Origin of the sequence: Fulvimarina manganoxydans (assembly GCF_900176465.1) — a bacterium.
In the GTDB taxonomy this organism is placed as follows: domain Bacteria; phylum Pseudomonadota; class Alphaproteobacteria; order Rhizobiales; family Rhizobiaceae; genus Fulvimarina; species Fulvimarina manganoxydans.
On record NZ_FWXR01000002.1, the window covers coordinates 19830 to 32867 of the forward strand.

Annotated in this window: 12 protein-coding genes; 6 read left to right on the forward strand and 6 right to left on the reverse strand. The window is 62.4% G+C overall.

What is annotated here, in order from left to right; translation table 11 throughout:
• The first annotated feature begins 1 nt into the window (after position 1).
• A complete protein-coding gene (locus B9A15_RS02655; protein ID WP_084408497.1) occupies positions 2-790 on the forward strand; it encodes an amino acid ABC transporter ATP-binding protein in 789 nt (262 codons plus the stop codon).
• A 170-nt stretch (positions 791-960) separates the two neighbouring features.
• Positions 961-2151, forward strand: coding sequence for an AI-2E family transporter (locus B9A15_RS02660; protein WP_084408498.1), 1191 nt, complete (start codon positions 961-963; stop codon positions 2149-2151).
• 656 nt (positions 2152-2807) lie between these two features.
• On the opposite strand, the gene B9A15_RS02665 is transcribed toward B9A15_RS02660, so the two are convergent.
• On the reverse strand, positions 2808-4100 hold the full coding sequence (locus B9A15_RS02665) for an amidase (protein ID WP_084408499.1): 1293 nt from the start codon (positions 4098-4100) through the stop codon (positions 2808-2810).
• Between the two features lie 156 nt (positions 4101-4256).
• Between B9A15_RS02665 and B9A15_RS02670 the strand changes: the two genes are divergently transcribed.
• The gene (locus B9A15_RS02670) at positions 4257-5477 is read left to right on the forward strand and encodes an alanine racemase (protein ID WP_084408500.1); all 1221 of its coding nucleotides are present in this window, start codon (positions 4257-4259) and stop codon (positions 5475-5477) included.
• 166 nt (positions 5478-5643) lie between these two features.
• Here B9A15_RS02670 and B9A15_RS02675 read toward each other — a convergent pair whose 3' ends face one another.
• From B9A15_RS02675 to B9A15_RS02690, 4 genes are read right to left on the reverse strand one after another with little or no spacing between them, the layout of a single operon-like run.
• Entirely contained in the window at positions 5644-6261 is a 618-nt protein-coding gene (locus B9A15_RS02675) for a hypothetical protein (RefSeq protein WP_139798167.1), read from the reverse strand.
• A 57-nt stretch (positions 6262-6318) separates the two neighbouring features.
• Positions 6319-6750, reverse strand: coding sequence for a Fur family transcriptional regulator (locus B9A15_RS02680; protein ID WP_280173775.1), 432 nt, complete (start codon positions 6748-6750; stop codon positions 6319-6321).
• On the reverse strand, positions 6737-7591 hold the full coding sequence (locus B9A15_RS02685; RefSeq protein WP_084408502.1) for a metal ABC transporter permease: 855 nt from the start codon (positions 7589-7591) through the stop codon (positions 6737-6739). The genes B9A15_RS02680 and B9A15_RS02685 overlap by 14 nt, the downstream gene beginning before the upstream one ends.
• Positions 7592-8500, reverse strand: coding sequence for an ATP-binding cassette domain-containing protein (locus tag B9A15_RS02690; RefSeq protein WP_084408503.1), 909 nt, complete (start codon positions 8498-8500; stop codon positions 7592-7594).
• 81 nt (positions 8501-8581) lie between these two features.
• Here B9A15_RS02690 and B9A15_RS02695 point away from each other — a divergent pair, with 81 nt between their 5' ends.
• Positions 8582-9619, forward strand: coding sequence for a zinc ABC transporter substrate-binding protein (locus B9A15_RS02695; protein ID WP_084408504.1), 1038 nt, complete (start codon positions 8582-8584; stop codon positions 9617-9619).
• 82 nt (positions 9620-9701) lie between these two features.
• Positions 9702-11144 carry a xylulokinase gene (gene xylB, locus B9A15_RS02700; protein WP_084408812.1) on the forward strand — a complete coding sequence of 481 codons (1443 nt, stop codon included), beginning with the start codon at positions 9702-9704 and terminating at the stop codon, positions 11142-11144.
• Between the two features lie 499 nt (positions 11145-11643).
• On the opposite strand, the gene meaB is transcribed toward xylB, so the two are convergent.
• Positions 11644-12642 (reverse strand): methylmalonyl Co-A mutase-associated GTPase MeaB, encoded by a 999-nt coding sequence (gene meaB, locus B9A15_RS02705; RefSeq protein WP_084408505.1) that lies wholly within the window; start codon positions 12640-12642, stop codon positions 11644-11646.
• A 309-nt stretch (positions 12643-12951) separates the two neighbouring features.
• On the opposite strand from meaB, the gene pqqA reads away from it, so the two are divergent.
• Positions 12952-13029 (forward strand): pyrroloquinoline quinone precursor peptide PqqA, encoded by a 78-nt coding sequence (gene pqqA / locus B9A15_RS23730; RefSeq protein WP_007067894.1) that lies wholly within the window; start codon positions 12952-12954, stop codon positions 13027-13029.
• Positions 13030-13038: the final 9 nt, after the last annotated feature.

A 13038-nucleotide genomic window follows, 5' to 3' on the forward strand; every position in this document is an offset into this window, starting at 1 on the left:
CATGTCGCTCGCAACCGAAACCGACACCGCCCCCGCCAAGCGCATGGAGGTCTCCGACGAGGTCGCCGTGCAGATGATCGACGTCAACAAGTGGTATGGCGAATTCCACGTCCTGCGCGACATCAATCTCACTGTCTACAAGGGTGAGCGCATCGTCGTCTGCGGACCGTCCGGGTCCGGCAAGTCCACCATGATCCGCTGCATCAACCGGCTGGAGGAGCATCAGCGGGGCCAGATCATCGTGGATGGCACCGAACTCACCGGCGATCTGAAGAAGATCGACGAGGTGCGCCGCGAGGTCGGCATGGTGTTCCAGCACTTCAATCTCTTCCCCCATCTGACGATCCTGGAAAACTGCACGCTGGCGCCGATCTGGGTGCGCAAGATGCCGAAGAAGAAGGCGGAGGAGATTGCTATGCACTATCTCACCCGCGTGAAGATCCCGGATCAGGCGCACAAATATCCCGGTCAGCTGTCGGGCGGCCAGCAGCAGCGCGTGGCGATCGCCCGCTCGCTCTGCATGAACCCCCGCATCATGCTCTTCGACGAGCCCACCTCGGCGCTCGATCCGGAAATGATCAAGGAAGTCCTCGACGTCATGGTGGGTCTTGCCGAGGAAGGCATGACCATGCTTTGCGTGACCCATGAAATGGGCTTTGCCCGTTCGGTGGCGAACCGTGTGATCTTCATGGATCGCGGCCAGATCGTCGAACAGAACGAGCCCCAGGCCTTCTTCGACAATCCGCAGCATGAGCGCACCAAGCTCTTCCTTTCGCAGATCCTGCATTGACCCAGACCGGCGATCGCTAATGGGCAGTCATAGGCGGGCGGGGCTGTCTGCCAGCTTTCTTCGCTCGCCCCATGCTGCCCTTTGTCGATAAAATTGGCTGACCATTAATTGGTCGGAACACCTGATCACATTTTCCGTTATCGCCGGAATGCCGATCGGAGGGTCATGGATTGGGCGAGCGCGATGACAAACCGAAGGCTGTGAGCCCCTCGGTCACCAATTTCTCTCCCACCCTCGGCCTCGTGACGCGACAGACATTCGAAAGCGGCCCGCGATGGGCGGTCATCGGCATCTTCTTCATTCTGCTGTTCGGCGGGCTCTATCTCACGGCCAGCTTCGTCCTTCCGGTCATTATCGCCGTTCTCTTCGCGCTGGTGATGAGCCCGATCGTGCGCTTTCTGCGCCGGCGGCTGAAGATCTGGGAGCCGATTTCCGCGCTCGTCCTCGTGGTCGGCTCGCTTTTGTTCATCACGCTCGGCTTCTACATGCTGAGCGATCCGATCGCGAATATCGTCTCCGACGCGCCGCGCTATGCGCGGGCCGTGGACTCGGAGATCCGCACCATGCAGGCGCGGATCGAGAGGCTGCGGACGGCCTCGCGAAGCCTGGAGCAAAGCGACTCTCTTCCGCCATCGCCCTTCATCCGCCCCGAAGAGCAGCGGCCGGCCGATCAGGGCCCCCAGGAAGTCGTCGTCCAGAATCCGGGCCTTCTCGACAATGCGGCGAACGAACTCCCGACGATCATCGCCTCGATTCTGTTCTCGCTGGTGTTTCTGTTCTTCCTTCTGGCCTCGGGAGATCTCTTCTATCAGAAGCTTGTGCGGCTGATGCCGACGCTTTCGGATAAGAAGCGGGCCCTTCACATCGCCCATGACATCGAGCGGGAGCTGTCGCGCTACTTCCTGACGATCACCTTGATCAACACGATGCTCGGCATTGCGGTGGGAACGTCCCTCTGGCTGGTCGGCATGCCGGGTGCGCTCGTCTTCGGAGCGCTTGCGGGGCTCCTGAACTTCATCCCCTATCTCGGCTCGCTTTTCGGCATGGGCCTTGTCGGGGTCATTGCACTTGCCGAATTCGGCGATCTCGCCGCCGCCGCGCCGCCGGTTCTCGCCTATCTCGCCTGCACCACGATCGAGGGTCAGTTCGTGACGCCGATGATCGTCGGGCGACGGCTTCAGATGAATGCGGCAGCCGTCTTCCTCTCGGTCGCCTTCTGGGGCTGGATCTGGGGCGTCGTCGGCATGTTCCTGGCCGTTCCCCTTATGGTCGCGATCAAGGTCTTTGCGACCTATGTAGACGGGATGCAGGCCTTTGGGGCCTTTCTATCAGGAGAAGACGCGCCTGATGATGAGAGTTGACCTCCGGGACCGCACCCTTCGACCAGGATGAGGGTCGGCCTCCGCTGGTTGGCCAAAAGGAAAGCCGGACGTTCATCGTCCGGCTTTCCAAAAACCTCAAAAAAGATTGGTGTCGATCGATGGCCCTCAAGGCCTTGAGCTTCAGAGAGCCCCGATGACCATCGCCCCCACAAAGGCGAACGCGGCACAGATCATCAACATGTTCAAAGAACGTGCGATTTCCATTAGCCAGTCTCCTCCAACGGATGGGTGTCATACGCTTGCTGCGGACCACCACCCTGACGCTTCTACCGTGAGAGACGCGACGAAGTCACGAAACCTTTCACGGCTGTCACGGACGTTAACGCAAGATCGACCATCTCAAAAGCCCTTTTCGACGCTGCACCGCACAGGAAAATTGGCCGACTTCAAAAAGACCGCATTCGTCGCCGCGAGTACGAATATATATGGGAAGATTAGATATCGGCCGTGCCTGTTTATCATCGTCTGAACGACTCGCTTTAATGAGCGAAAGACTGGAATTGTCTCGGAGTGGGACAAATTCCCGGCTTTCATTTCGACTTAGCGCTGGTTCTTTCCGATGCGAGACTTTCGAGCGCCGGACCCGCAGTGATTGGAATCGAGCTTGTCCTGCGGTGTCGGGCGTTGCCTGATGCTCATTCGCTTGGCCGTCCTCGATCAGCTTGGATCAGGCGCTCAAGACGGTCCGCGATGGTCAGGGCCTCCCAGTCCCGGCCAAAGCGCGTGACAATCGAAACGCCCAGCGGCAGGCCGGCGGAGGTCGTGAGCCCTGGCACATTGACGACTGGATTACCGGTGAGCGTCCAGAGCTTCGCCATCGTCGGATCGCCGGTCGAAGCCAGCCCCGCGGGCGGTGGACCGGAGGCGGAGGGGACAAGGAGAGCGTCGACGGTTTCGAACAGGCTCGTCGCCGCCTTTCTCGCAAGGCGTGCGCAGCGCCGGGCGCCGTCATAGGCGTCGGGCTCGACAGTGGCGCCCTCATCGAGAATGGCCCGTAGTTTCGGGCCAAGCCTGTCGCCGCCGCTCACATGTTCATGCATCAAGGCCCGTGCCGCCTCGAAACCCTGAATCGTTCTGTGGGAATCGCGGCCTTCACTCAAGGCGGCGGGTTCGGCGAGATCGACGATGCGCGCGCCGGCCCGTTCTAGGAGCCGCGCGGCCGCGCCGATCGCCTCCGTCATCTCGTGGTCCAGGTGATCGTCGACCTTCGCGCGATAAAGCCCGATCTTCAGGCCATTGGCATCCGCGGCGCTTAGAGAGGTGAGGGGACGGCCTGTGATGCGCTCTGCGAGAAGAGCGAGATCGGCAACGCTCGCGGCAAAGAGGCCCGCCGTGTCGAGGGACCAGGAGAAGGTCTTCATGCCGACCGTCGGCAGCAGCCGGAAGCTCGGCTTAAAACCGGCAATCCCGCAGAAACTTGCTGGTCGGATGACCGAACCTCCCGTCTGCGATCCAAAGGCCGCCGCGACGAAGCCGGCCGCGACAGCCGCCGCCGAACCGGAAGAAGAACCGCCCGGCGTGTGGCCTGGCGCGACCGGATTGCGCGTGTCCTTCGGGTCGATCGAGGCCAATTCCGTCGTGACAGTCTTGCCAATGATGGTCGCGCCCGCGCTGCGCGCCATGGCGACGAGCGCCGCATCAAAGCGCGGTCGATGCCCTTCATAGAGAGGGGAGCCCATCTCAGTCGGCATGTCATGGGTGTCGAAGATGTCTTTGACCCCGATACTTATGCCCGCGAGCGGAGCCTCCGTCGATTGGCGGGCGTCGTCCTCGGCAAGACAGACAAAGGCGCCGATCTCGCTATCCCCGGCCGCGATCCGTCGGCGGGCGGCTTCGATCGCATCGACCGCTGTCATGCGCCGATCCTCGATGGCTTTCAGGATGGCGCCGACATGAAGGCGCGGCGCCTCGAGTGGATGATCGGTCATGACGGTCCTTTCACTGACTTCTCAGACGCGGTATCGGGTTCACCGCCCGGCCTTTGGCGGGATTTGCTCGAGACACGCGGCCCGCCGCGCTTGTCCATGGGCGCGGGCGCCCGACTTTGCGGGAAACGACAGCGACGCGATAGGAGACTTCTCGCCTTGCAAAGCTTTTCCACTGCCAAGGATGCTGCGCTCCATCTGCGCCCGGACGAGCCGGTCTATTGCTTCCGCCCCGAAGTGCTCAAGGCCGATGCCAAGGCGTTCGTGGACGCCTTTCCCGGCGAGACCGCCTATGCGGTGAAGACCAATGGCGAGCCGCTGGTCCTCGAAACGCTCGCAAAGGCGGGGATGCGCATCTTCGACGTCGCCTCGCCTGGCGAGTTCGCGGCCGTGAAGGCGGCAAGGCCTGACGCTGAGATGCTCTATATGCATCCTGTGAAGGCGCAATCGGATATCCGGCTTGCCCTCGAAACCTACGGGATACGCGTCCTGGCCCTCGACCATGAGGACGAGGTCGCCAAGGTTCTGCGCATCGTGCGCGCGCTCGATCTCGATCCCGGCACGTTGACGATCTTCGTGCGGCTCCAGACCAAGGGCCATGCGATGTACGAACTATCAAAAAAGTTCGGCGCCGCCCCGGCTCATGCGGTGGAGCTTCTGCAGCGCTGCCATCGGATCGGCTTCAAGGTCGGCATCTGTTTTCATGTGGGCTCGCAGATCGAGGATCCCGACACCTATGAGCGCGCGCTCGCCTCGGCCGATTGGGTGCGGAACAGGGCTGACGTGCCGCTCGCCGGGCTCGATGTCGGCGGCGGATTTCCAGCCGAATATGGCCACGATCCGCGCCGCAAGAAGCCTGATATGCCGGGCTTTCCTGAGATCATGACGCAACTTCGCAGCGATCTCGACGAATGGGGCTTTTCCGATATTCCGCTCGTCGCCGAACCCGGCCGGGTCATCGTCGCCCGTTGCTTCTCGCTGATCGTCCGAGTGCTCCTGCGCAAGGGCAAGAGGCTCTATATCAATGACGGGATCTGGTCGTCCTTGTCCGATTCCTGGACCGGCAAAATCACGCTGCCCGCCCGCTTTATTCCCGATCCCGCGCGCACCCATCGCAACGGCAATCCGGACCGGATCGAAAGCTTCAAAGTGTGTGGGGCGACCTGCGACTCGGTCGATATCCTGTCGCGGCCCTTCTGGCTGCCGGAAACGGTCGATACGGGTGATTGGATCGAGATCGGCCATATCGGGGCCTATTCGCTATCCCTGCGCACCCGGTTCAACGGCTTTTATCCCGACACTTTCGTCGAGGTGACGACCCCCTTCGACGAGGGCGAGGCGGCGGAAGGCTATGCGAGCCTTGAGACGATGGCCGACTGATCCTCTGCCCCTCGGGTCGCGCCGAGCGCCTCGATCCGAATGATGCGCCACGACAAAAGGCGGCGCGCGGACCCGCTTGGTCCACCAGCCGCCATGACACATGAACACCGCATCGCCCTTGTAAGGATAGAGGGGCGCTGCTTTGTCGAGATTTGAAGAGCCTCGCTCAGCCGGCCTTGCGTTGGGACAGGGTGATGACCTTGGAGCGCCCGCTTCCCCGGACCGCTTCTGCTTTGAAAGCTTCGGCCTGTTCGCGCAGGAGATCGCCCTTGGCCCCCGCCAGCCGGCGCAATTCGGCGAGCTCGCAGCCCAGGATCACCTCGAAGCCGAGCGTACGCAGATGCACACGGGCATAGCAGAAGAAAGCCAGCTTCACGCGAGTGACGGATGGAATCGTCGCAATCAGCGCCTCGCGCGCTTCACCATCGGTCCGAATCAGCTGTGCCAGCATGTCGAGCGCAACGGGGCAGGTTTGTTCGTTGATCAGACTATCGGGTTGAGACGGGGTCATCGTCGTCCTCGCGGGTGGAAGGTCAGCATTCCTTTCGCCGGCGGTCATGTCAGCAACGCAGCACGGCGCTTCATGCGCGATAAACGCGAAAATACCCGACATATCTGGTGCAAGCCTGGAAAGCTGCAGAGCCAGACTTTTCAGGTTCGAATTATTTTGCAAGCTTATGGTGTCGATCCGAGTGCGATATGCGGACTGCCCATGCGGGCCGGCCGAGCCATTGGGCAAACTGGCCGACTGAACCGCGTCAAATCTCGCTTCTTCTTCATCCATTCGAACCGATGCCGTCTCGGGAGAAGGCAACCCGCCGGATCGTTGCGCCTTGCGGCTTTATCGGCACTCGGCGCACAGGCCCTTTAATTCCACCGTCGCGCGCGTCGGCAGAAAGCCGCGCTCGCGGGACACACGTTCGATCTCCCGATTAACGGCTTCGTCCTCGATCTCGTCGACGAGACCGCAATTCTCGCAGATGGCGAAGGCGACCGTCGAATGGCCGCTGCAGGCTTCGTGCTGACAGGCGACGAAGGCGTTGAGGCTTTCCAGCCGATGGACGAGCCCCTTCTCCATGAGCTTGTCGAGCGCGCGATAGATCTGCAACGGCGCGCGAAGACCGTCGCCGCGCAGCCTATCGAGGATGGCATAGGCGGTGAGAGGTTTTTCCTGCTCGCGCAGGGCCGAGAACACCATCGATTGGTTGCGGGTGAGCTTTGTCGGCGCTTCGTATGAATGCGCGTGGTCGTGGCCCATCTCAGCTTTGGCCATAGCCGTCTCCTTTCGATAATCGAGCTCGCCCATCGGCGGCCCGTCCGAGGCGAAACCCCGAAGGAAGAGGCAGGAGCCCGAGAACGAAAAGGCTGAGCGCCGCCACCACGATCGATGGGCCTGATGGCGTATCCCAATGCAGCGAGCCGAAAAGACCCAATATCACCGCTAGAGCTCCAAAGAGCGCCGCAAGGCCGGCCATGACTTCCGGGCTCGCCGCAAATCGCCTTGCCGTTGCGGCCGGGATGATCAGCATGGCAGTCACCAGAAGCGCGCCGACAAGTTTCAGCGCGATCGCGACGACGGATGCCAGAAGCAGCATGAAGACGAGGTCGGCAAAGGCCGGATCGAGCCCCTCGGCTTCGGCAAGCTCGCGATTGACGGTCGCGGCAAAAAGCGGATGCCAGATCGCGGCGAGGATCGCGAGGACGATGGCCCCGCCGACATAGATCGCCAGAATGTCGAAGCGTGAGACCGCAAGGATGTCGCCGAAGAGATAGCCCATCAGATCGATGCGCACCCAGGTCATGAAGGCAAGCACCACGAGCCCGATCGCGAGTGCCGAATGGGAGAGAAGGCCGAGGAGCGCGTCGGACGAGAGCGAGCCGGTGCGCCTGAGCCCAAGAAGCGCGAAGGCGACCAGCGCCGAGACCGCAAAGACGGCGAGCGTCGTATCGATCTCGAACAGGAAGGCGCAGGCGACGCCGAGAAGCGCGGCATGGGAGAGCGTGTCGCCGAAATAAGCCAGGCGCCGCCACACGACGAAACAGCCGAGCGGGCCGGCCACGATCGCAACGCCGACGCCGGCGACAATCGCCCGAGTGAAGAAATCGTCGAGCACTTACGAATGCCTTCCCGTTTCGTCTGTCCCGGTGGACGCGCCCGCACCTTGTCGCGACGTCTCTTCCAGATGGTGATGAATGTGATGATGATGGTGGTCGTGCCCGCAGCTATCGGCATGGCCATGAGCGCTTGCCAATCCGTTCGCAAGAGCGATCCGGCCGTTCGGCAGATGGACATGATCATGGTCATGTTCGTAGACGGCGAGGGCTTCGGCCGCCCGGTCGCCGAAAAGGCGGCGATATTCCGGCGTCGCCGCGACCGCCCTTGGCGAACCCTCGCAACAGACATGGCCGTTGAGGCAGACCACCCGATCGGTCGCAGCCATGACCACGTGAAGGTCGTGGGAGATCAGGAGGACGCCGCAGCCCATGTCGTCGCGCACGCGCCGGATCATCTCGTAGAGCGCGACCTCGCCGCCGAAATCGACGCCCTGGACTGGCTCGTCGAGCACGAGAAGATCGGGATTGCGCGCGATCGCGCGCGCCAGGAGAACGCGCTGGAATTCGCCGCCCGACAGGCTCCGCACCTCTGCCGAGGCAAGATGCGAGACGCCGGTTTCGGCCATCGCCGCCTCGATCCGCTTGGAGTCAACGCGTCCGGTCAACCGCATGAAACGGGCGACGTCGAGCGGCAAGGTCCAATCGATCGCAAGCTTCTGGGGCACGTAGCCGACGGTGAGGTTTCGCCGTTTGCGAGCCTCGCCTTCGTCCGGCTTCAGAATGCCGAGCGCGAGCTTGGCGCTGGTCGATTTGCCGGCACCGTTCGGCCCGATCAGCGTCACGATCTCGCCGGGCGCAATGGAAAAGGTGATGCCGCGCACGAGCCAGCGCCCGCTTCGCCGAATGCCGGCGCCGCTCAGGCTTATCAACGGGGCTTCGTCAGGATGCGCCAGCTTTTCGTGTTTCATGGGGTTGCTATCGCATATGTTATACTGTAACGCAACCGTTATCGGCAATGATACGATATAACATGTAGCAGGAGATCACCGATGCCCTCACGTCTCTTCAGCGCCGCCACGACCGGGCTTCTCGCCTCTGTCGCTTTCGCGGCGACCGCCGGCAGCGCATGGGCCGAACCCAAAGTGGTCGCCTCGATCAAACCGATCCAGTCCCTCGTCGCGGGCGTGATGGAAGGCGTCGGCGAGCCGGAGCTTCTGGTTCAGGGCGCGGGTTCCCCTCATGGCTATCAGCTGAAGCCCTCTCAGGCGGCCTCGCTGTCCGATGCCGACATCGTCTTCTGGGTCGGCCCGGAGCTCGAGACGTTCCTGCGCAAGCCCCTGGAAACGCTGGCGGCGGGAGCGCAGTCGGTTCCCCTCGACAAGACCGAGGGCCTCAAGCTCATGACCTTCAAGGAAGGCCACGATCATGATCACGGCGAAGGCGGTGAGCATGCTTCCGGTGAGGGCGATCACGACCATGAAGAGGCCGGTCACGACCATGAAGAGGCCGGTCACGAGCATGAAGACCATGCCGAGGGCGAGGAAGGCCATCATCACGCCGCCGGCTCGCTCGATCCGCATATCTGGCTCGACCCCGACAATGCCAAGGTGATGGTCGGCGCGATCGAGACGACGCTTGCCAAAGCCGATCCCGACAACGCCGAGACCTACAAGGCGAATGCCGAAAAGCTCGATGCGCGCCTCGACAAGCTAACCGCCGACACCGAAGCGGCGCTCGCGCCGGTCAGGAGCAAGCCCTTCATCGTCTTCCATGACGGCTATCAATATTTCGAGGATCGCTTCGACATTCATGCAGCCGCCGCGCTGACCGTCAGCCCGGAACTCAGCCCCGGCGCCGAGCGGGTCGCCCATGTCCGCGAGGAAGTGGTGGAGGAAGGCGCGCTGTGCGTCTTCGCGGAACCGCAATTCGAGCCGCGCCTGGTCTCGACCATCATCGAGGGCACGAAAGCCAAGTCGGGAACCCTCGATCCCCTTGGCGCCTCGTTGACGGACGGACCGGATCTCTATTTCGAACTGATCCATAATCTGTCGTCGTCTCTGGTCGACTGCCTCGGCTCACAGAGCTAAACGGGCGAGAGCCCCGGCTTTACCCCGCCGCAGAAGGAGGGCATGAGGGGCGTATCTCATAAGGGAGGGAGTCCCCATGCCCATCACACTCGGCCTCGATCTCGGCACGTCCTCGCTCAAGGCGCTTCTCGTCGGTGAGGACGGCACGCCCATCACTTCGGTGACCGAAAGCCTGACGGTCGAACGGCCTCATTTCGGCTGGTCGGAACAGAATCCGGAAAGCTGGATCGTCGCCTGCGAGGCCGCGCTTTCCAGGCTTCAGGCCGATTATGGCGAGGCGCTATCGGCCGTCGAGGGCATCGGTCTCTCTGGCCACATGCATGGGGCGACCCTGGTCGGAGCCGACGGCTCGGTCCTGCGTCCCTGCATCCTATGGAACGACACACGTTCCAGCATCGAGGCCGCCGCTCTCGACGACGACGAGGCGCGTCGGATCACCGGCAATATCGTCTTTCCGGGTTTTACCGCGCCCAAGCTCGATTGGGTCCGCGCCAACGAGCCGGAGATTTTCGCCAAGATCGACAAGGTGCTCCTGCCCAAGGACTATCTTCGTCTGTGGCTAACGGGCGAGGCCGTTTCGGAGATGTCGGACGCGGCCGGCACATCCTGGCTCGATACCGGAGCGAGGGACTGGTCGGATCGCATGCTGGAGCGGACCCATTTATCTCGCGCCCATATGCCCCGGCTCGTGGAGGGCACCGAGCGCTCGGGCGATTTGAGACCGGAGCTGGCCGAGCGTTTCGGCATGAAGCGTGGCGTCGTCATTGCGGGCGGTGCGGGCGACAATGCGGCTTCGGCCTGCGGCGTCGGCCTGTCGGAGCCGCGCACGGGCTTTCTCTCCCTCGGCACCTCTGGCGTCCTCTTCACCCCGAGCGCCGGCTACGAGCCGGCCCCCGAGACCGCGATCCACACCTTCTGCCATGCGCTTCCGGGCCTATGGCACCAGATGGGCGTCACGCTGTCGGCCGCCGGTTCGATCGAATGGTTGTCGCAGATCCTGAAGGAGAAGCCCGGCGATCTGACGGGCGCGCTTGGCGAGACGATCGGCGAGCCCGGCCGCGTGACGTTCCTTCCCTATCTCGCGGGCGAACGCACACCGCACAACAACGCCGCCATTCGTGGCGTCTTTGCCGGGCTCGACGCGGCGACGGGGCGCGAGGCGCTGACTCAGGCGGTCCTTGAAGGCGTTGCCTTCTCCATGCGCGACTGTCTGGAGGCGGGGGCCGAGGCTTCGCGCCCGCATCAGCTCATCGCGGTCGGGGCCGGCGCCCGCTCGGCCTATTGGCTCGAATTGATGGCGACGGTTCTGGGTGTCGAGATCGTCCTGCCCGAAGCCGGTGATTTCGGTGCGGCCCTTGGCGCTGCCCGTTTGGGAGCCTGCGCGGCCACCGGCGCCGATCCGAAGACGATCATGACGACGCCGCCCGTCGCCAAGCGCTTTGCTCCGCGCGAGGAACTGCGCCAAGCCTATGAGGAGTCCTATCGCCGCTATCGGGCGCTCTATCCGATGGTGTCGGCTCTTTGACGAATACGGTCGCCAAGTAACCACTCAGACTCGAAAGTCTGGCTGGAATTCATTATATGAGAAGAGGGATACGCCCCGGCCGAAGCCGGGGCGCCCCTTCGTTACTTTGCTATCATGACGATAAGCGCCGCTAACGCTATCGCCACAGACAAAGCTTGAAGGGTTAGGCTGACGGATTGATGGTCCAGTGGCCTTCCCTCTTTTGCGTTGGGGCGGGGCGATCCCGCCCCTTCGACGCGCTTTTATCTTCTACTTTGCGGAAATTTTCGGCAACCGAAATTGGAAATTCGGCATCCAAAAGATTTGCCATTGCCGGCCATGTCTATAAACTCTGAGAAGAATTATTAAGTCGGCAGGATTATTTGCTTTTGTGCCTCGGCCGCTGTGAGCGCCGGTGCAATTTTTTGCTTTCGGATTAAAGAAGTCCGGTCGTCCGATAGCCCGTTGCTCACTCCGTTATTTGCAATGGGTGGTCGAGCGCGGCGACTGACGACTGCAGTCAGCGCGTCTCCGCCACCCCCAACCGGTCGAGAAGTTCGCGGGCCATGGCGCTGGGCGACCGGTCGCCCGCACGGACCTGGGATTCGGCGTCCGATAACGCCGTTCTCGCCTTACGCGTGCCGAGCACGCGGCGGCGCAGTTCTTCATCGACCGCCCGCTCCAGCCAGCGCACCCTTTGGCCGGCGCGTTTTTCGGTAAAGGCGCCCGTCTCTTCCTGAATCTTACGGAAGTCGCCGACCGTCTCCCAGAGTTCGGCAAGTCCGGTGCCTTCCATCGCCGACACACAGGCGACCGGCGGTTTCCATGCGGCGGATTTCGGGGCCATGATATCGAGGGCGGCGCGGAGCTCAGCGGCGGCCTTGCGGGCGCGTTTCAGATTGTCGCCGTCGGCCTTGTTGACGACGACGATGTCGGCAACTTCCAAAATGCCCTTCTTGATTCCCTGCAATTCGTCGCCGCCCCCCGCAATGGTGAGGAGCACGACGAGATCGACCATTTCCGATACCGTGACCTCTGACTGGCCGACGCCGACCGTTTCCACGATGACCACGTCGTAACCGGCCGCCTCGCATAAGAGCATGGTCTCGCGCGTTTTCCCGGCGACGCCGCCAAGCGTGCCCGATGTGGGGGAAGGGCGAATGAAGGCGTTCGGCTCGGTTGCGAGGCGCTGCATGCGCGTCTTGTCGCCGAGGATCGAACCGCCGGTGCGGATCGAGGAGGGATCGACCGCGAGGATCGCGACTTTGTGCCCCTTCTGCGCAAGCATCATGCCGAAAGCGTCGAGAAGCGTCGACTTTCCAGCGCCTGGCACGCCCGAAAGCCCGATGCGGATGGCACGGCCGGTCTTGTGGATCAGCCCATCGAGAATGCTCGCGGCCTTGGCGCGGTGGTCCGCGCGGGTGGATTCGACGAGCGTAATCGCTCGGCTGAGCGCGGCTCGGTCGCCGGACGCGATGGCATCGGCAAGGGCCGCCGGATCACTCGCATTCAACGCCATCACCCTCTCGCTTCGCATCTCGTCAGACGGTCTCGATGCCTGCCTGATAAGGAGTTCGATGGCAATGGACATGCCGCTCGCAAAATTGATGAAAGGGCGATCTGCAATTTCAAGTAAATACGGCGCCTCCGGCGCGCGGCAAGATGACGTTCAGCATGGGCTCAGGGACTTTTTCCCGTTTGATCGATCGAGACCAAAGAGATCGCGTACGACCCTTTCAGTACCTGGAACAGTTTTGATATGTTTGGGTTGGGTACCATAGGAGTCGTCGGTTCTCGGCGGTTCCCGAAACTTTGGGAGAGTTAGAATATGGCCTGGAACAAGCCCGTCATCACCGAAGTCTGCGTCGCGATGGAAATCAACGGCTACATGCCGATCGAATTCTAAGTTGCTTCG